This window comes from Streptomyces europaeiscabiei, assembly GCF_036346855.1.
GTDB lineage: Bacteria > Actinomycetota > Actinomycetes > Streptomycetales > Streptomycetaceae > Streptomyces > Streptomyces europaeiscabiei.
Map to the genome: position 1 here is coordinate 10474567 of NZ_CP107841.1, position 19229 is coordinate 10493795.

Genomic DNA, 19229 nt, shown 5'->3' on the forward strand with positions numbered 1-19229 from the left:
GCTGACGGACGACACGGCAACTCCCGTGCGCCAACTCCCCGGCGTCGTCGGAGGACCGCTGGCGAGCGGCGGCCGGTCCGCTCGCACCGCCATCTGCGGGTGGCGCATATAGGAGCCATCCCGTGGGTCGGCCCTGGTCGCTGCGTCCCGCCCCGCCGCGCGCCTCGACCGTCGAAAGCCGACCGTTCGTGGGGCTCGGACACCGGGCAGCCACTTCCTTCTCTTCACGGGCCAAGTCTCAAGTGTGCCGATTGGCCTGGGGCATCACTTCGCCACGTCAGCCGACCGTCCTTCCGGGCCCCCGACGGCCGTGCCCTGGTCCCCGGCAGCGGCGTCGGCGCCGCTTCGCCTCCCAGTACGGCCTCGATATTGCTCGCCGCCAACTCGACCATCGCCGCGCGCGTGGCCTCCGTCGCCGAACCCACATGCGGCAGCACCACCAGATGTGGCTCGGCGAATAGCCGATCGTCCGGGTCCGTACGGGGCTCGTCCACCATCACGTCCAGTCCCGCCGAGTGCAGCATCCCGGCTCGCAGCGCGGCGACCAGAGCCTCCTCGTCGACGATTCCGCCCCGTCCGGTGTTGACGAGCGTCGCCGTCGGTTTCATCCGGGCGAGTTCCGGTGCGCCGATCATGCCGGCGGTCTCGGGCGTCAGGGGAGTGTGCAGGGACACCACGTCACTGGTGCGCAGCAGCTCGTCGAAGGTGACCCAGCGGGACAGGCCGTCGTCCTCCTTGCGGCGCGGATGGTGGTGTTGGACCCGCATGCCGAATCCGGCCGCCCGCCGTGCGAGGGCCTTGGCGATCTGCCCGTAGCCGATCAGCCCGAGCGTCGCGCCCTGTACGTCGAGCCCCAGGAAAGCGTCCATGCTGAAGGCGCCCCACTCGCCGCGCCGCAACGAGGCCATGCTGGCGCCGAGGCGCCGCCGCGCCATCAGGATCAGCGCCATCGCCACGTCGGCGGTGGTGTCGGCGAGCACGCCGGGGGTGTGGGTGACCACCACGCCGCGCGCGGCGGCGGCGTCGACGTCCACGCCGTCGTAGCCCATCGACGCGAGCGCCACGACGCGGAGGCCGGGGCCGGCCGCGTCCAGCAGTGCGGCGTCCACCCGGTCGCTGCCGAGGACGAGCAGCCCCTCGCAGCCTCGGACCAGTGTGCCCAGTTCGGCGGAGGTGGGAGGCGCCGTTCCTTCCCAGGCGGTGACGTTGTACCGCGAGGCGAGCCGCCCGACGGCGGGGCCTGGCAGGCCGGTGCGGCTCACCGCGACACGGGGACGGGGTACGGGCGTGCCCGACATGCTGGACTCCCATGGTCGGAGGGGATGCTGGCGGGTGAGTGGTAGCCCTGGGTGGACCGGAGTGGATGGGCCACCTCGCCGGGACCGTGCGGGTGAACCGGTCCGGGAAGGTGATGCTCGGAGCAGGCGGGCGGACACGACCGCCGCCGGGACGGGCGGGCCGGTTCGGGGCCGGCCCGCGTGAGGGCGTCGTCGGACCGCGTCAGGGCTTCGCCGCATCCGCGAAGTCGAGGAGCACCTTGCAGGACCGCGCCGGGTCGGCTGCCAGTTCGAAGGCTTCGCCGGTGTGCGCCACGGGGAGTACGGAGGTCACCACCGGGTCGACCGGGAGGCGGCCGTCGGCCAGCGCCCGGAGTACCTCGCCGAGCTCGGTGTCGAAGCGGAAGGAGCCGACCAGCCGTAGCTCCCTCGTGATCACCGCGTTCGCGGCGACCGGGGTGTCCCCGGGCGGGAGCAGGCCGAGGCCCACCACCAGGCCGCCGCGGTCCACTCCGTACACGCAGGTACGCAGCCCGGCGGGGTTGCCCGAGGATTCGATGGCGATGTCCGCCGCCAGCCCCTCCATTCCGTCCCCGCCACTCACGGGGCCGCCGATCCGTACGGTCGAGTCGGCGCCCACCTGCTTGGCGACGGCCAGCGGCGCCTCGTGGACATCGGTCACGGTGATCTCACCGGCTCCGGCTGCGCGCAGCGCCGCGACCACCAGGCAGCCGATCGGTCCGGCGCCGGTCACCAGGACCCGCTTGCCCCGTACGTCGCCGGCCTGTCGTACCGCGTGCCAGGCGACCGCCGCGGGCTCGGCGACTGCGGCGAGCCGCAGGTCGAGCCCCACAGGCAGGGGCAGGACCCGTTCCGCGGGCACCACCAGGACATCGGCGAAGCCGCCCTGGACGTGGGGGTTGCGGGCGGCGCTGCCCAGATAGCCGGTGTCCAGGCAGGTGTTGCGCCGTCCCGCCGCGCACTGTCGGCACGTGCCGCAGGAGGCCAAGGGGTGCACGGCCACCGGGGTTCCGGGCGGTGGTGCCTGCGCGCCGGGGCCCGCCGCGCGTACCAGGCCGACGATCTCGTGGCCGAGGACAAGCGGTTCGCGCAGCCGGAACTCGCCGACCGCGCCGTGCCGCCAGTAGTGGAGGTCGGAGCCGCAGATCCCGCCGTAGCGGATGTCGACCGCCACCTCGCCGGGTCCGGGCACCGGCACCGGCCGCTCCTCCACGCGCAGGTCGCCCGCCCCGTGGGCCACGACCGCTCGCATCGTCGATGAGGAAGACGAAGAAGACGAAGAAGACGAGGAAGACGAAGAAGACGAAGAAGACGAGGGAGACGCGGAGGACGAGGGAGACGCGGAGGACGAGGGAGATGAGGGCGAGTTAGATGGGTTCGAGCTCGATGAGTTTGGTGAGTTCATCGGGTTCCTCCGTGGATACTCCGGCGTTTATGCCGGAGAGGAAACGGATTCCTGCGGAGCAGGGCAAGGGGCGAGATCGTGCCCTGACCCGGAGGTTTGATCTTAAGTCGCAGCCTCGCTAGTTTGTGAGCGTGACCGCGAAGCATGTGAAGCGGGCGTTCAAGTACCGCTTCTATCCGACGGATGCGCAGGCGGCGGAGCTGTCGCGCACCTTCGGATGCGTGCGCAAGGTCTACAACCTCGCCCTCGCCGCTCGCACGGAGGCGTGGGCACGCCAGGAGCGGGTCAACTACAACGCCACTTCGGCGATGCTGACCGCCTGGAAGAAGACCGGGGAACTCTCGTTCCTGTCCGAGGTGTCGTCGGTCCCGCTCCAGCAGTGCCTGCGGCATTTGCAGACGGCGTTCACCAACTTCTTCGCCAGGCGGGCCAAGTACCCGCGCTTCAAGTCGCGGAAGAAGCCGGCGAAGTCCGCCGAGTACACCACCTCCGGTTTCCGCTTCCGGGAAGGGAAGCTGACCCTGGCGAAGATGTCCAGTCCGCTGGACATCGTGTGGTCCAGGCCCTTGCCGGAAGGCGCGAGCCCTTCGACGGTGACCGTCTCTCAGGACAGCGCGGGGCGCTGGTTCGTCTCGATGCTGTGCGAGGACCCATCCGTCAGAGCGCTCCCCGCGGGCGACAGCGCGGTGGGCATCGATGTCGGCCTGGACCACCTCCTGACCCTCTCGACGGGGGAGAAGATCGCCAACCCTCGCCATGAGCGCCAGGACCGCGCCCGGCTGGCCAGGGCTCAGCGGAATCTGATGAAGAAGACGAAAGGTTCGGCGAACCGGGCCAAGGCCCGGCGCAAGGTCGCCAAGGTGCACGCCCGGATCGCCGACCGGCGACGCAACCTGCTCCACCAGCTCACCACTCGGCTCGTGCGTGAAAACCAAACGCTCGTGATCGAGGACCTGACCGTACGCAACATGGTCAAGAACCGCTCCCTCGCCCGTGCCATCAGCGACGCCGCATGGCATGAGTTCCGGAGCTTTCTGGAGTACAAGGCAGCGTGGTACGGAAGGGAAGTCGTGGTCGTGGACCGCTTCTTCCCCTCCTCCAGGCTGTGCTCCACCTGCGGCATCCTCCGGGAAAGGATGCCGCTGCATGTCCGGACCTGGACGTGCGGCTGCGGAACGACCCACGACCGGGACGTGAACGCGGCGAAGAACCTGTTGGCGGCCGGACGGGCCGTTACAGCCTGTGGAGTTGGTGTAAGACCTCAACGGAGTTCTCCGGGCGGGCAGTCGGCGATGAAACAGGAAGCCTCACGGCGCGAGCCGTAGGAATCTCCTCCCTTCAGGGAGGAGAGCGTCAAGTCCTCGGTCCTTCTCAGATGACCGCGGTCAGGCCGCCGTCGACGGCGATCACCTGACCGTTGACGAAGTCCGACGCGGGGGCGGCGAGCCACACCAGCGTGCCGACGAGATCCTCGACCGAGGCCCAGCGTCCGGCCGGGGTGCGGCCCCGGATCCAGGAGTCGAAGGCGGGGTCGTCGACGAGGGGGCGGGTCAGTTCGGTGACCACATAGCCGGGCGCCAGGCCGTTGACCGTCAGCCCCGACCCGGCCCACTCCGCGCACATGCCCCGGGTCAGCATGGCGAGGCCGCCCTTGGAGGCCGCATAGGCGGCGATGCCGGGACGGGCGAGCCAGGTCTGGACGGAACAGATGTTGACGATCTTTCCGTGGCCGCGCCCGACCATGCCCGCGGCCACCGTGCGGCCGACCAGGAAGGCGCTGGTGAGGTTGGTGTGCAGGACCCGTTCGAAGTTGTCGGCTGAGACCTGGAGGAGCGGTTCGCGGTGCTGTACGCCCGTGTTGTTGACCAGGATGTCCAGCGGGCCGACCCCGTTCTCTATTTCCTGGACCGCCGTCTGTACGGCCGCCTCGTCGGTGACGTCGAAGGGTACGGCGTGCACCTTGGTCCCGGTGCGTACGGCGAGTTCGGCGCGGGCGCGTTCCAGGGCCTCGGGATCGCGGCCGTTGAGGACGAGTTCGGCGCCCGCCTCGGCCAGTCCCGCAGCCAGGGCGTATCCGATGCCCTTGCTGGATCCGGTGATCAGGGCCAGTCGGCCGGAGAGGTCGAACAGCGAAGGCCCCTTGGCTGAAACCGTCATGACCGGCCTCCCGTCGGACCGTTCCCGGTTCCCATTCCCATTCCCATTCCCATTCCCATTCCGGTGATGGTTCCGGTTCCGTAGTAGTGCATGAGTGCGGCGTTGTCGGCGTCGCCGTGGCCCGCCGCGGCCAGCCAGCGGTGGAGTTCGGAGACGGCGGTGGTGACCGGCAGCGGCACTCCTTGCGAGCGTGCGTAGTCGCGGGCCGCCTCCAGGTCCTTGACCATGTTGCTGACCCGTCCGGTGGGGGTGAGATCGATCTCGGCGAACTTGACGAAGAACTCCTGGAGCAGTGCCGAGTCGGCCCTGCCCCCGGTGAGCGCCGCCTGTACCTGCCGTGGCGGCAGACCGGCCGCCCGCACCAGGGCGGCGGCCTCGGCGAGGGCGGCGAGACCACAGCCGACCAGCACCTGGTTGACGGACTTGACCAGCTGCCCCGAGCCGGCCGGGCCGAGGTGGGTGAGCTGGGAGGAGAGCGCCCCGAGCACGGGCAGCGCCCGCTCCACCTGGTCGTCCTCGCCGCCGAGCATCAGCGTCAACTCGCCGCGCTCCGCGCCCGGCGCGCCGCCCGACAGAGGGGCGTCGACCCAGCCGGCGCCGAGCTTCGCCGCACGTTCGGCGAAGTCGCGGGTACGCCCGGGATCGATGCTGGACATGTCGATGACCAGGACGCCCTCGGGTGTGGCGGTGAGGACCCCTTCGGGGCCGAAGACCACATGCTCGACGATGTCAGCGGTGTTGAGGGAGAGGATCACCACGGAGGACGAGGCGAGCTGCGCCGCCGAGTCCGCTGGGACGGCGCCGTCCCGGGCGAGCCCTGCCACAGCGTCCTGCCGGACGTCGTAGACCCGCACGATGCGTTCACGCCGCAGCAGTCTGCGGGCGATGGCCGACCCCATGACCCCGAGCCCGGCGAGCCCCACCTCTGGATGTCCTGACACTCGAACCAACCCCTCCTGAACCAAATGCTGTACGTCGAACAACATATTGGCCGCAAGTGACGGGGAAGTGCAACTGTCCGCCGCTGTGCATCCTCGTATGTTCAGCATATTGGCTTGAGTCCCGCATACTGTTACGGTCCTGGGCGTCCACAGATGTACGGCGCGTTACCGCGCACCGTCGAGACGGAAGGGCGGCATGCCATGCAGGGGCGAACGATGACATCCCGGCCTGCCGACGGGGTGAGCGACCGGAAGAACCCCGGCCTGCACCGTGCGCTCGTCACCAGTTCGGTGGGCAGTGCCCTCGAGTGCTACGACTTCGCCATCTACGGCACCGCCTCGGCCCTGGTGTTCAGGCACCTCTTCTTCCCCGGACTCGGCCCGGCGGTCGGGTCGTCGCCATCGTCGCCACCTACGCGGTCGGCTTCTTCGCCCGCCCGCTCGGCGGGCTCTTCTTCGGCTCGCTCGGAGACCGACACGGTCGTAAGGCCGTGCTGGTGGTGACCGTCGCGCTGATGGGCGGCTCGTCCTTCGCCATCGGACTGCTGCCCACCCACCACACGGCCGGTGTGTGGAGCCCCGTCCTGTTGATGTTCCTGCGCCTGCTCCAGGGCTTCGGAGCCGGAGCGGAACAGGCCGGGGCCTCGACGCTGATGGCCGAGTACGCCCCGCCGGCCCGACGCGGCTACTACGCGGCACTGCCCTTCGTCGTTCAGCATCAGCTACGTGACCACCGTGATCGGCGTCTCCACCTCGGTCGGCCCGCTCGCCGTGGCCTGCGCGTCGCTCGCCGGTATCGTCACCATCCCGCTGTTCGGCATGCTCTCCGACCGGATCGGCAGGGTCCCGCTCTACCGGATGGCCGCACTGTTCCAGGCGGTCCTCGCCGTCCCCGCCTTCGCGCTGATGAGCTCCGGGAACACCGTGCTGATCTGCGTGGTCATCACCCTCGGCATCGGAGTCGGCGTCAGCGGCATGCTGGGGTCCCAGTGCGCGCTGCTCGCCGAACTGTTCGGGGCGAGGCACCGCTACACCGGCGTCGCGATCGGGCGGGAGTTCAGCGCGATCGTCGCCGGCGGTATCGCCCCGTTGCTCGGCGCGACGCTGCTGCTGGCTTTCAACGACGCCTGGTGGCCGCTGGCGGCCTACGTCGTCCTCCTCTCGCTGATCACCTTCGTCACCACCTTCGTCACTCCGGAGACCCGGGGCCGGGATCTCACCGATCTCGCCGACGCCCGCTGAGCGATCCGGCCGCCCCTCGGCGGCCCGGACCCCGGACGCCGGGCCCTGAGACAGCCGGCCCCGCGCCCTGCCCCCTGCCCGCGGGCGCGGGGCCGACACCCATACGACCCCACGGAACAGCACACCGAGTCGAGACCGCCACGGAAACGGAGAAGGAAACAGTGATGAAGGACGAGACCCAGGTGGTGCTCGGGATCGACCTGGGTACCACCGCGACCAAAGTGGTCGCGGTGGACGGTGCCTCCCGTGTGGTCTCGACCGTCGAGCGACCCGCACCCCTGCGCACCGGACGGCACGGGGAAGCCGTCCACGACCCGGAGACGGTGCTGGCCGGAGCGATCGAAGCGGTCCGGGAGAGCGCCGGGATCTGCGCCGGGCGCGGTCTCCCGGTCGTCGCCCTGTCCTTCAGCGCCGCGCTGCACACCCTGCTCGCCCTGGACTCCTCCGGCGAACCGCTGACCCCGGCGCTGAGCTGGGCCGACACCCGGGCCGCCGACATCGCCCGACGGCTGCGCGCGACCGGAAGCGCCGACGCGCTGCACCGGGCGACCGGAACCCCCGTGCACTCCATGGCCCCGCTCACCAAACTCGCCTGGTTCACGGCACACGAGCCCGACCTCGTACGGCGCACGGCCACGTGGTGCGGCCTGAAGGACTACGTCCTCTCCCGGTTCACCGGTCGGCTGGTCACCGACCGGTCCTGCGCCTCCGCCACCGGCCTGCTGGACATGCGCACCACCCGATGGCACGGCCCCGCCCTGGACATCGCCGGGGTGAGCGCCGACCGACTGCCCGAACTCGTGCCGACGACCGCCGCGTTCACCCTGCTCCCCGGCATCGCCGCCGCGCTGGGCCTGCCCGCCGGGCTGCCCGTGGTCGCGGGGGCCGGGGACGGCCCGCTGGCCAATCTCGCCGTCGGGGCCACCGCTCCGGCAACGGCCGCGCTGTCCCTCGGCACCAGCGGCGCCCTCCGTGTCGTACGCGACCGGCCCGGCGTGGACGAACGCTGCCGGGTGTTCTGCTACCACCTCGCGGACGGGCTGTGGGTACTCGGCGGGGCGGTCAGCAACGCCGGGGTCGTCGCCCAGTGGGCCGCCGAGTCCTTCGGCGGCGTCGACGTGGGCGATCTGCTGAAGGAGGCGGGCCAGGTGGAGCCGGGCGCCGAGGGCCTGATCGCCCTGCCGCATCTGCTCGGGGAACGCGCACCCTGGTGGGACCCGGACGCGTGCGGCGCCCTGATCGGGCTGCGCCGCGGACACGGCAGGGCCCACATGACCCGGGCCATGATCGAGGGTGTTGGGCAGCAACTCGCCCTGGTGCGCGACTCCTTGCTCGCCGCCGACGCACCGATCACCTCGGTACGGGCCACCGGGGGCGCCCTGCGCTCCCCCCTGTGGGCGGAGATCGTCGCCGCCGCGCTCGATATGCCGCTGGAGATCACCGACGACACCGCGGGCTCGGGCTTCGGCGCGACGATGCTCGCCCGGCACGCGCTCGGCGCCCTGCCCTCGCTGACCTCCCCGGTGCCCGGTGCCCGCGTCCACCGCACCGTGACCCCCGATCCGACGGCGGCGCGACGGCTGGCGGAGACCCGCGGACTCAGCGAACAGCTGTACCAGCTCCTGCGCGAGGTGCAGAGGCCGCACCTGTGACCACCGCGCCGGCGTCCCGCCGCAGTCGTGCCGCCTCCGCGACCGTGACCAGGGGAAGCAGGGCGAGCATCGCGAACGCCACCCGGTAGGGCGCGGCGGGACCGGCCAGTCCCAGGAGGGGCGCTATCGAGCCCGCCGCGTGCAGCGCCAGGGCGCCGAAGGCGACCCCGAGGCCGACGGCGAGCTGCTGCACCGTGCTGGAGAGCGCGTTGACGCCGCTGGTACGGTCCGCCTCGATGTCGGCGAAGCCGATCGTCGCGTACGCGCTGAGCGAGACGGACCGGCACACACCACTCATGAACAGCACGGACACCACGACGGCCAACGGCGTGTGCGGGCCGAGCAGCCCGCACAGCACGAAGGTCACCGCCGTCGCGACCCCGTTCACCAACAGCACCGTACGGAAGCCGAAGCGGCGCAGCAGCGCGGTGGTGAGCGGTTTGACGGCGACGTTGCACGCGAACACCGCGATGAGCACCAGCCCGGCGGTGGCCGCGCTCCAGCCGAAGGCCCCCTGGAACATCAGGGGCAGCAGGAACGGCACGGCGGTGATCGATGCGCGGAACAGGGCGCCACCCGCGTTCGGCACCCGGCAGGTGTCAACCTTCAGTGCGCCGAGGTCGAGCAACGGGCTTCAGCTGACGTGGAAATGACGCACCGTCACCAGATACAGAGCGACTCCCGCGGTGAACCAGGACGCGCCCGAGCCCCAGGCGGCGGGCACATCCCCGAACCGCTCCAGTCCCAGCACCACGGCCGCCGGCCCGGCGCCGCCGGCCCTGAAGCCCACCCAGTCGAGACGGGTGCGTTCCGTCCGCCGGAGATCGGGGACGAGCCGCAGGGCGAGCGGCAGCGCCGGCCCGCCCAGCGGCACGTTCACCAGGAAGATCCAGTGCCAGGAGGCGTGCGTCGTGAACAGCCCGCCCAGCGCCGGTGCGAGGACCGGGGCCAACAGCCCGGGCCAGGTCAGCCGGGCGATCGCCCGCACTTTCCCGGCGAACTCGGGGGTATCCGGGGAGGGGAGGGGAGGGGCGCGGACCACGGACCGGGGGCGACTCGAGGGCCCCGGTGTGAGCGCGTGATGCTTGGCCCTCGCTTCTGCGGGGCCGTCGTCCGGGTACGTCGACCACCTGCAGTGCGTACGGCGGCCGTGCCGCTGCCGTACGGCCTTCGTCGGTTCCCGGACAGGGTGCGGGCTCGGTGTTCCACCTGACCACCGTCCCCCGTGGGGCACGGCAGGGTCGGTCAGACCTGCGCCGCCCCGCCCCCGGCAGTGGCGTGCACCGCGTGGCCGCCGAACTGCCGGCGCATCGCCGCGAGGGCCTTCAGCTGGTCCGCATCCGGCTTGCGGGAGGCGAAGCGGGCGAAGAGTGCGGCGGTCATGGCGGGGGCGGACACGGAAAGGCGTACCGCCTCCTCGACCGTCCAGCGGCCCTCGCCCGAGTCGTCGACGCGGCCGGAGAGAGTGGCCAGGCCCGGGTCCTCGTCCAGGGCCCGCACCAGGAGGTCGAGCAGCCAGGAGCGGACGACCGTGCCGTGCCGCCAGGAGGCGAGCACCTTGGGCACGTCGGGCACGTACTCGCTGGCCTCCAGCAGTTCGTAGCCCTCGGCGAGCGCCTGCATCATGCCGTACTCGATGCCGTTGTGGACCATCTTGGCGTAGTGCCCGGCGCCGACCGGGCCCGCGTGGCACAGCCCGTCCCGGTCCGGGGCGAGCGACTCCAGCAGCGGCCAGACGCGCTCGACGTGCTCGTCCTGGCCGCCACACATCACGGCGTAGCCGTTCTCCCGGCCCCAGACGCCACCGCTGACCCCGCAGTCGACGTAGCCGATACCGTGCTCGGCGAGCATCAGGGCGTGCTCGGTGTCGTCGCTGAAACGGGAGTTGCCGCCCTCGACGATCACGTCGCCGGGGGACAGCAGTTCCGCGAGCTGCCGCAGGGCCTGGCGGGTCGGGTCGCCCGAGGGGAGCATCAGCCACACCACGCGGGGTCCGGCGAGCTTCGCGACGAGTTCCTCCAGGGAGTCGGCGTCACGGTCGGGGGAGGTGCGGCTGTAGCCGAGCACCTCGTGGCCGCGGTCCCGCCAGCGGGCAGCCATGTTGCCGCCCATGCGTCCGAGTCCGACGATTCCTATCTGCATGTGTCCTCAGTCCTTCGTGTGGTGATCGGTGGGGTAGGGCGAGGCACCGCGCAACAGGCCGAGGACGACGCTGTTGTCCAGGTCGCCGAGGCCCTGTTCCACGACCGCCGCGTACAGCCCGGCGACGGTCGTGGAGAGCGGCAGCGCGACGCGTTCGTCGTCGGCGCCGTCCAGGACGAACCCGAGGTCCTTGTGGAGGTAGCGGGCCGGGCCGGAGGGAGTGAAGTCGCCCTCGGCAAGGTGGTGCCGTTTCTGCGCGAGCACCTCGGAGGAGGCGAGCCCGCCGGCGAGTACGTCGAGCAGTGCGGCGGGTTCGAGGCCGCCGCGTTCACCGAGCAGGACGGCCTCGGCGAGCGCGACCAGGGTTCCGGCGACGACGAGTTGGTTGCAGGCCTTGGCGAGGGAGCCGGATCCGGTGTCCCCGAGGCGCCGTACGGTCGAGCCCATCGCCTCCAGATACGGGCGGATCCGTGCGACCGTCTCGTCCGGGCCCCCTGCCATGATCGACAGGGTGGCGTCGCGGGCGCCCCTCACGCCGCCGCTGACGGGGGCGTCGACGACCGTGATGCCCTGCGGGCGCAGTCTCTCGGACAGGGCGCGTACCGCGACGGGGGAGACGGTGCCCATCACGACCAGGGTGTCCATGACCGGCTGTCCGGAGCGCAGTCCGTCCGGGCCGTCCAGCCGCTCGATCACCTGGGGGAGGTCGGGGAGCATGGTGAGGACGACCGGTGCGGCGGCGGCTACCTGCTCCGGGCTGTCGGCGGTACGGCAGCCGGCGGCCGCGGCGGTCTCCAGCGGGGTCCGGCCGCGGTTCCAGGCGAGTACGTCGAAACCGGCCCGGGCGAGGTTCACCGCCATGGGCAGTCCCATGGCGCCGAGCCCGAGGAAACCGACAGCCGCCGGACGGCCGGGCCGCCCGGTGCCAGTGCCGGTGCCGACGTCGGCGCCGCTCATGCGCCGGCTCCCGCCGGAGTGCTCTGACGAGCCGTCAACTCGGCAAGACGGCCGATCAGCCGAGGGCTTTCGACCACATCCCGGTTGACCACGAAGGGCGGTACGCGGCCCGCCGACACCTCCAGCACGGCCCGGACCGCGCTGCCGCCGTTCCCGGCGGACATCTCGTCCGTCCACGCCAGGGCGTGCGGGCTGAGCACGACCTGGTCCATGCCCAGCAACGGGTTGTCGGCGGCGGGCGGTTCGCTCTCGAACACGTCCAGCCCGGCGCCCCTGATACGCCGTACCCGCAGCGCGTCGATCAGGGCCGCCTCTTCCACGATGGGTCCGCGGGCCACATTGAGGAGGACGGCTGTGGGCTTCATCAGCGACAGCCGTCGCGCGTCGACGAGATGACGGGTCTCCTCCGTCAGCGCGCACATCACGATCACGGCATCGGCCTGCGCCATCACGGTGTCGACGTCCACGAGCCGTACGCCGAGCCCGGCGGCGGTCTCCGGCGGGCAGTAGGGGTCGTACGCCACGACGTCGACCTCGAATGGCCGCAGCAGTCCGACCAGATCGCGGGCCGTGTTGCCGAGGCCGATCAGACCGATGCGGCGGCCGGTGAGCCCCAGGCCCATCCACTGTTCCTTCTCGGCCCAGCGCCCCTCCCGTACCAGCCGGTCCTTGGCGGTCACGTTGTGGAGCACGGCGAGCAGCAGGGTGAGGGCGGCGGTGGCGACCGGGCGCCGGGCGCCGTCCGGGGTGATGGTCACCAGGGCGCCGTTGCGGGTGCACGCGTCGAGGTCGACGGTGTCGTAGCCGACCCCGAAGCGGGCGAAGAGGAGAGGGGGGCGGGCGGCGCCCTCGAAGGTACGCGCCGTGACGGCGGGGCCGGCGAACAGGACGGCGTCCAGGCCGTCGACGTCCGCCGCGAGCAGTTCCTGGGTGTCGCGCGGCAGGTAGTGCCAGTCGACACCGGCGGCGTCGAGTTCGCCGAGCCGGATGTCGCCCCACACGTTGCGGCCGTCCGCGTCCAGGAAGTCCCGGCTGACTCCGACTCTGAACCCCGCGGCGCTCATCACAGCACCGCGATCGGGTTGACGGGCGAACCCGTGCCGCCGGGGACGTTCAGTGGGGCCACGACGAACAGGAACTCGTAGCGGCAGGCCTGCGCGCAGGCTGCGGAGAGCGCTTCGAGGTCGAGGTTGTCCAGCAGCGGTACGCCCATGGCGGTGATCGCGAGGGCGTGCACGGGGGAGTGCAGCCCTTCGACCGGGGAGGGCCGTACGTCGCTGTCCCCGTCGCCGCCGAGCAGCGCGATCCCGCGCTCGGCGAACAGCGGCATGGCGTCCACGTGGAAGCCGGCGCTCGCGTTGTCCGGGTTCCAGGCGCCGAGTTCGGCGCGGCGCCGGAAGTGGCCGGAGCGCAGCAGCACGGCGTCGCCGTCGCCGATGGTGATGCCGAGGGTCTTCTCGGCGGCGGCGACGTCCTCGGCGTGCACGGCCCGGCCGGGCTCCAGCCAGTCGGTGCCGAGGACGGCGGGCATGTCGATCAGTACGCCCTTGGTGACCAAGGGGCCGAGCGAGGACACGGCGCCGAAGCGGGCGCCGCCCGCGTCGACGACCTCGCGTGCGGTGCGGCCGTCGTAGAGCTGTCCGCGGTAGGCGATGTGGGAGAGCGCGTCGAGGTGGCTGACGCCCTTGCCGTGGTAGTCCACGGCGATGAAGTCCTTGTGACAGGACGGTTCGGGGGCCTCGACGTCGCCGAGGTCGGACATGTAGTGGAGGGCGGGCTTGCCGTTGTCCGGGCCGGGCGCCGTGTTCCACGGCAGGGCCGTGGGGACGGTGGTGCCGGTGCGGACCAGGGTGGTGGCGCGGCGTGCGTGCTCGGGGGTGACCCGGTTCCAGGCGCCGCGGTCGGCGTCGGCCGGGGCCCAGCGGCCCCAGGTGCTCAGCTCGTCGAAGAGCGTGTCGAACTGTGCGCGGGACAGGGCGGGTCCGTTGTCCGGTTCGAGGCCGGAGGGGTGGTCGCCGGGAGAGGGGGGAGATGGATCGTGCGGGCTGCTGGTCATCTGCTGCTCAGCGCTCCAAGGCTCGCAGGGTGTCGTCGGCCGGCCCGGAGGGCGCGCTACGGTCGAGTGGTCCCGAAGGGATGCGGAGAATCTCGACGGCAAAGCGTGCGCCGACGGCATTGTCGTTCGGGGGCACACGAGAGACAATAGCCAATATGCTGAACGACGAACAGAATGATGGGTGGAGTTGCTGGTGAGCGCAAGTGACCCGGGTAGCCTCGTTCCCGCTGTGACGCGGGCCGTGGCCATCCTCGACGCACTCGGCGAGGCGGAAGGGCGCCCGCTGTCGGTGAGTGAGATCGCGCGCGCCCTGGGCCTGCCGAAGTCCTCGACGGGCAATCTGTGTGCCTCGCTGGAGGCGGCCGGCATGATCGCGCGCAACGGCTCGGGCTTCAGTCTGGGTCGCAAGCTCGTCGAGTTGGGTGGCCGCTACCTGGCCACCGTCGATCAGTTGCGCGACTTCTACGAGCTGTGTCGGCGCAGTGCCCACATCTCGCGGGAGACTGCACGGGTGGCCGTACTCGACGGCTTGGACGTCCTCTACCTGGGGCGTTACGACGGCACGCAGCCGTTGCGGCTGACCGCCAACATCGGTGACCGCTTCCCGGCCAACTGCACGGCCACCGGCAAGGCCATCCTGTCCACGCTGGATCCGGCGGTGGCCGAGGACCGGCTGCGCGGCCGTACCCTGCCCGCGCTCAGTGAGCGGTCCATCACCTCCGTGCCCGCCCTGATGGACGACCTGGCGAAGGCCCGGGAGCGCGGCTATGCGATCGACGACGAGGAGGCCACGGCGGGCATCCTCTGTCTGGCCGTACCGGTCGCCGGCTTCCGTACGGACTCGGCGCCCTTCGCGATCAGTGTCACCGTGCTCAAGGCCCGGCTCGACGACGAGTTCCGAGAGGCCCTGCTGAAGGACCTGCGGACCATCGCCGCAGGGCTGGAGAACCCCATGCTTCCGCAGGGGGCGCCGCCCGGCGGCTGAGTTCCGGGGGCCTGTGCGCGCCCTCTTCGGTGTCACCCACGGCGGCCGTACGGAGATCTCTCCGTACGGCCGCCGTAACTTTGGGGCAATAAAAAACCGCAGAACCATTGACCAACATGCTGGTAGCTGTACAGGATTCTGGTCGAGCCGATGGAATGGTCCTCGGCTGGCAGATCCCTTCGGAGAAGTCCGTGTATGACGCTCCCGATGACACAGCCGACACAGCTGACATAGCTGACACATCTCCACACCGCCCCTTGGTGAGCATCCGGGGGCTGCGCAAGCGATTCGGCGGCACTCTCGCCCTCGCCGACGTCGACCTCGACCTTCACCCGGGCAGGGTTCTCGCCCTATTGGGTCACAACGGTGCCGGTAAGTCGACCCTGATCAAGGTCCTCGCCGGGGTCTACAAAGCGGACCAGGGCGAGGTCACGGTCGCGGGCCACCCGCTCGGCACCGAGGCAGCCTCCGCGGAGATGTCCTTCATCCACCAGGACCTCGGCCTCGTCGAATGGATGACGGTCGCCGAGAACATCGCGCTCGGCACCGGCTACCCGCGCCGCGCCGGGCTCGTCTCCTGGAAGCAGGTCCGCGAGCGCAGCACCGAGGCGCTGGACATCGTCGCCGGTCACCTCGACCCGGACGCCGCGGTCGCCGACCTCACCCGCGCCGAGCGCTCCCTCGTCGCCATCGCCCGCGCCCTCTCCACCCGGGCCCGGCTCATCGTCCTTGACGAACCCACCGCGAGCCTGCCCGCCGCGGACTGCGCCCGCCTCTTCGACGTCCTGCACACCCTGCGCGACCGAGGACACGGCATCGTCTACGTCAGCCACCGGCTCGACGAGGTCTACCAGGTCGCCGACAGCTTCGCGGTCCTGCGCGACGGTCACCTCATCAGCGAGGGCCGCCTCGCCGACCACGGCCCCGACCGCATCGTGCGCGACATCGTCGGCCACGAAGCGGAGACCCACCGCCCCGAGCCCGGCCCCAAGGCCCCCACCGGCGAGGCCCCTACCGTGCTGCGTCTCACCGGTGTCACCACCGAGGGCGCGGGCCCCGTCGACCTGGAACTGCGCGCCGGGGAGGTCCTCGGCATGGTCGGCCTCACCGGCGCCGGCCACATGGACCTCGGCCGTGCCCTCGCCGGTTCCCGGCCGATCCAGGACGGTGAGGCACTGCTCGACGGCAGGCCTTACCGGCCCGACTCGCCCGCAGCGGCCGTCGACGCGGGCATCGGCTTCGTCACCAGCAACCGCCAGGAGGAGGGCTGCGCCCTCGAACTCACCGTCAGGGAGAACTTCCTGGCCAACCCGCGGGCCGACAGCCGCTCCCCGTGGCGCTGGATCAGCCCGTCACGCGAGCGCGCCCAGGCGACAGCGCTGATCGAGAGGTTCGGCGTACGCCCGGCCAACTCCGAGGCACCCATCGCGACCCTCTCCGGCGGCAACCAGCAGAAGGTCATGATCGGCCGCTGGCTGCGCCTCAGCAGGCGCGTCGTGATCCTGGAGGAGCCGACCGCGGGAGTCGACGTCGGCGCCAAGGCGGAGATCTATCGCCTGCTCGACGACGCGCTCGCCCAAGGACTCGCTGTCCTCCTCATCTCCACGGACTTCGAGGAAGTCGCCGACGTGTGTCACCGCGCCCTGGTCTTCGTACGGGGCCACGTGACCGCCGAACTCAGCGGCGAAGCCCTCACCGTCACCGAACTCACCCACGCCGCGTCGGCCATGCCGGCGCTGACCGGAACGGCGGACAACTGATGGCCACCGAGACCGAAGCCGCCCGACCGCGGGCCGACCACGGCGGAACCCCACCGCAGGACGGGACCGTCGGGGACGGCGCAAACAAGGGAACACCCCGCGGGTCGCGCAAGCAGTTCCCGGTCGGCGCCGACAAGGACGCGAGCAGCGGCTCCCTCGTCGCCCGGCTGCGCGGCGGCCACCTCATCGGCACCTACGGCCTGCTCGGCCTGACCCTCCTGCTGTTCGTGATCTTCGCGCTGGCCCTGCCGGACACCTTCCCGACGATGGACAACGCCTCGTCGATCCTTTCCAACCAGTCGATCCCCGCGATCCTCGCCCTCGGCGCGATGATCCCCATCGTCACCGGCAAGTTCGACCTCTCCGTCGGCTACGGACTCGGCTTCGCCCACGTCCTGGCCATGCAGCTCATCGTGAACAGCGGCTGGCCCTGGCCGATCGCCTGCGTCGTCGTCATCCTCGGCGGCGGCATCGTCGGGGTGCTCAACGGCCTGCTGGTGGAGTTCGCCAAGATCGACTCCTTCATCGCCACCCTCGGCACCGGCAGCCTCCTGTACGCCTGCACCGGCTGGATCACCGACGGCGCCCGAATCGTGCCCGGCCCAGGCGGCCTGCCCCCGGCCTTCACCGACCTGTACGACTCCTCGTTCCTCGGCCTGCCGGTCCCCGCGTTCTACGTCCTCGCGCTCGCCGTGGTGCTCTGGCTGCTGCTGGAGCGCCTGCCGCTCGGCCGCTACCTGTACGTCATCGGCTCCAACGCCCGCGCCGCCGACCTCGTCGGCATCCCCACCCGCCGGTACGGCATCTATGCCTTCGCCGGGTCCGGACTCGTCGTCGGCTTCGCGGGCGTCCTGCTCGCCGCACAGCAGCAGATCGGCAACCCGAGTGTCGGCATGGACTACCTGTTGCCCGCCTTCGTCGGCGCCCTGCTCGGCTCCACCGCCATCAAACCGGGCCGAGCCAACGCCGCCGGAACCGTCGTGGCCGTCGCCATCCTCGCCATCGGCCTGGCCGGCATCCAGCAGCTCGGCGCCGAGTTCTGGGCGACCTCCCTGTTCAACGGCGGCACGCTGCTCCTCGCGGTCGGCCTGGCCGGTTACTCCGCCCGCCGCAGACTGCGCGCCGGCGCCAGTGCCACCCGCCGCTCACTGTCCACGCCCGGGACGGAACCCGCGACGGAGCAGCCCGCTCCTGCCGCGCCCGGTCCGTCCGCCACCACCGCGTCCGACGACGACGCGCCACACACCCCCTGACCGCGGACGACCTCCGCGCCCGTCTCGCCGCCTGCTCGCCTCCAGCCTGTCGTACCGTCCTCAAGGAGCACCGCCGTGTCGTACCACCCCACTCGCAAGGCAACCATCAGAGCCATGGCCGCCCTGGCCATGCTCACCGCTTCCGTCGCAGGCTGCACCCGGGGCTCCGAGAGCTCCGGCTCCACCTCCGTCGGCGAGTCCTCGAAGGCCGGATGTCCGGCGGTCCTGGCGAAGGCGAAGAAGGCGGTCGCGGGCGCCGAGGCCGTCGACGCCCCCTGGGGCGGGCCGACCACGGGCCCCAAGGCGGTCCCCGGCAAGACGGTCGTCTACGTCGCCCAGAGCATGACCAATCCCGGCGTCGCCGGCGCCGCCGAAGGCGTCAAGGAGGCCGCCAAGGCCATCGGCTGGAAGGCGCGGATCATCGACGGCCAGGGCACCCCGGCCGGTATCCAGGCCGCCGTCAGCCAGGCCGTCGCCGTGAAGCCCGACGGCATCGTCCTGTCCGGCTTCGACCCCAAGTCGACCGCACAGCAGGTCGCGCAGGCCAACGCCGCAGGCATCCCGCTCATCGGCTGGCACGCCGTCGGCACCCCCGGGCCCAGCAAGGCCCCGAAGCTCTTCAGCAACATCACCACCAAGGTCGAGGACGTCGCGAAGATCAGCGCCGACTGGGTCATCAGCCAGTCCAACGGCCGGGCCGGCGTGGTGGTCTTCACCGATGCCTCCATCCCGTTCGCCAAGGGCAAGTCGGACCTGATCGAGAAGGAGCTCGCCACCTGCTCCGACACCAAGGTGCTGTCCACCTCCAACATCCCGATCGCCGACGCCAGCAGCCGTACTCCCCAGGAGGTCTCCGCGCTGCTGTCCCGCTTCGGCACCAAGTGGACGCACTCGGTGGCCATCAACGACCTGTACTTCGCCGACGCGGCACCCGCGCTGCGAGCGGGCGGCAAGCAGGGCAACGGTGCCCCGTTCAACATAGGCGCCGGCGACGGCGACCCCTCGGCCTTCCAGCGCATCAGCAGCAAGCAGTTCCAGGCGGCCACGGTGCCGGAACCGTTGTCCGAGCAGGGCTGGCAGATCGTCGACGAGTTCAACCGCGCCTTCGCCGGCAAGCCCGCCAGCGGCTACATCGCCCCGGTACACATCACCACGGCGGCCAACAGCGGCGGCGGCTCCTCCTGGGACCCGGAGGGATACCGCGAGGCGTACCGGAAGCTCTGGGGCAAGTAGTCGACACCGTCGGCGCCGGCACGTCCTTCCGGTCCCTCCCGCCCCTCCCGTCCCTCCCCGGCGGGAGGGGCCGCTCCCTCGGCCCCGGTCCCCCCTCTTCATCCGCCCGTCCTCACATTCCCCACGTCCTCACATTCCTTCCGTAGAC

General features: G+C 71.3%; 17 protein-coding genes and 1 pseudogene. 8 read left to right on the forward strand and 10 right to left on the reverse strand.

The genetic code is table 11. The features are described from left to right. Nucleotides 1-224: 224 nt before the first annotated feature. Complete coding sequence (locus OG858_RS45550) at nt 225-1298, reverse strand: 2-hydroxyacid dehydrogenase (RefSeq protein ID WP_328543772.1); 1074 nt, start codon at nt 1296-1298, stop codon at nt 225-227. Nucleotides 1299-1500: 202 nt separating this feature from the next. Continuing rightward, nucleotides 1501-2550: an L-idonate 5-dehydrogenase gene (locus tag OG858_RS45555; protein WP_319267233.1), complete on the reverse strand. Its 1050-nt coding sequence runs from the start codon at nt 2548-2550 to the stop codon at nt 1501-1503. A gap of 284 nt (nt 2551-2834) precedes the next feature. On the opposite strand from OG858_RS45555, the gene OG858_RS45560 reads away from it, so the two are divergent. Beyond that, nucleotides 2835-4028: an RNA-guided endonuclease InsQ/TnpB family protein gene (locus tag OG858_RS45560; RefSeq protein ID WP_319317119.1), complete on the forward strand. Its 1194-nt coding sequence runs from the start codon at nt 2835-2837 to the stop codon at nt 4026-4028. Between the two features lie 46 nt (nt 4029-4074). On the opposite strand, the gene OG858_RS45565 is transcribed toward OG858_RS45560, so the two are convergent. Then, nucleotides 4075-4860, reverse strand: a complete 786-nt coding sequence (locus OG858_RS45565) for an SDR family oxidoreductase (protein ID WP_319069238.1) — start codon at nt 4858-4860, stop codon at nt 4075-4077. Then, nucleotides 4857-5801 (reverse strand): NAD(P)-dependent oxidoreductase, encoded by a 945-nt coding sequence (locus tag OG858_RS45570; RefSeq protein ID WP_319267229.1) that lies wholly within the window; start codon nt 5799-5801, stop codon nt 4857-4859. The genes OG858_RS45565 and OG858_RS45570 overlap by 4 nt, the downstream gene beginning before the upstream one ends. A gap of 308 nt (nt 5802-6109) precedes the next feature. Between OG858_RS45570 and OG858_RS48425 the strand changes: the two are divergent. The 3 genes and pseudogenes from OG858_RS48425 to OG858_RS45585 all read left to right on the forward strand — a co-directional run. Next, nucleotides 6110-6442: pseudogene (locus tag OG858_RS48425) on the forward strand (MFS transporter); the annotation flags it as partial. Nucleotides 6443-6527: 85 nt separating this feature from the next. After that, nucleotides 6528-7043, forward strand: coding sequence for an MFS transporter (locus OG858_RS45580; RefSeq protein WP_319267227.1), 516 nt, complete (start codon nt 6528-6530; stop codon nt 7041-7043). A gap of 164 nt (nt 7044-7207) precedes the next feature. Then, nucleotides 7208-8695: a gluconokinase gene (locus tag OG858_RS45585; protein WP_319267225.1), complete on the forward strand. Its 1488-nt coding sequence runs from the start codon at nt 7208-7210 to the stop codon at nt 8693-8695. Here OG858_RS45585 and OG858_RS45590 read toward each other — a convergent pair. The 6 genes from OG858_RS45590 to OG858_RS45615 form a co-directional block, all read right to left on the reverse strand. Beyond that, nucleotides 8643-9284 (reverse strand): MFS transporter, encoded by a 642-nt coding sequence (locus tag OG858_RS45590; RefSeq protein WP_319267223.1) that lies wholly within the window; start codon nt 9282-9284, stop codon nt 8643-8645. The two genes, OG858_RS45585 and OG858_RS45590, sit on opposite strands and share 53 nt — an antisense overlap. A gap of 45 nt (nt 9285-9329) precedes the next feature. Then, a complete protein-coding gene (locus tag OG858_RS45595) occupies nt 9330-9737 on the reverse strand; it encodes a hypothetical protein (protein WP_330346580.1) in 408 nt (135 codons plus the stop codon). 203 nt (nt 9738-9940) lie between these two features. Continuing rightward, a complete protein-coding gene (gene gnd / locus OG858_RS45600) occupies nt 9941-10837 on the reverse strand; it encodes a phosphogluconate dehydrogenase (NAD(+)-dependent, decarboxylating) (protein WP_319069242.1) in 897 nt (298 codons plus the stop codon). A 6-nt stretch (nt 10838-10843) separates the two neighbouring features. Beyond that, a complete protein-coding gene (locus OG858_RS45605) occupies nt 10844-11794 on the reverse strand; it encodes an NAD(P)-dependent oxidoreductase (protein ID WP_328543771.1) in 951 nt (316 codons plus the stop codon). After that, nucleotides 11791-12858 (reverse strand): NAD(P)-dependent oxidoreductase, encoded by a 1068-nt coding sequence (locus OG858_RS45610; protein ID WP_086753269.1) that lies wholly within the window; start codon nt 12856-12858, stop codon nt 11791-11793. The genes OG858_RS45605 and OG858_RS45610 overlap by 4 nt, the downstream gene beginning before the upstream one ends. Beyond that, a complete protein-coding gene (locus tag OG858_RS45615) occupies nt 12858-13850 on the reverse strand; it encodes a cyclase family protein (protein ID WP_319321322.1) in 993 nt (330 codons plus the stop codon). The genes OG858_RS45610 and OG858_RS45615 overlap by 1 nt, the downstream gene beginning before the upstream one ends. Before the next feature lie 193 nt (nt 13851-14043). Between OG858_RS45615 and OG858_RS45620 the strand changes: the two genes are divergently transcribed. The 4 genes from OG858_RS45620 (at nt 14044) to OG858_RS45635 (ending at nt 19081) form a co-directional block, all read left to right on the forward strand. Then, complete coding sequence (locus OG858_RS45620; RefSeq protein WP_256960999.1) at nt 14044-14835, forward strand: IclR family transcriptional regulator; 792 nt, start codon at nt 14044-14046, stop codon at nt 14833-14835. Between the two features lie 191 nt (nt 14836-15026). Then, a complete protein-coding gene (locus OG858_RS45625; RefSeq protein WP_406202105.1) occupies nt 15027-16595 on the forward strand; it encodes a sugar ABC transporter ATP-binding protein in 1569 nt (522 codons plus the stop codon). Further along, nucleotides 16595-17848 (forward strand): ABC transporter permease, encoded by a 1254-nt coding sequence (locus tag OG858_RS45630; RefSeq protein WP_086752420.1) that lies wholly within the window; start codon nt 16595-16597, stop codon nt 17846-17848. Before OG858_RS45625 ends, OG858_RS45630 begins: the two co-directional genes overlap by 1 nt. Before the next feature lie 114 nt (nt 17849-17962). Next, nucleotides 17963-19081 (forward strand): substrate-binding domain-containing protein, encoded by a 1119-nt coding sequence (locus tag OG858_RS45635; protein ID WP_328545256.1) that lies wholly within the window; start codon nt 17963-17965, stop codon nt 19079-19081. The last annotated feature ends 148 nt before the right edge of the window (nt 19082-19229 follow it).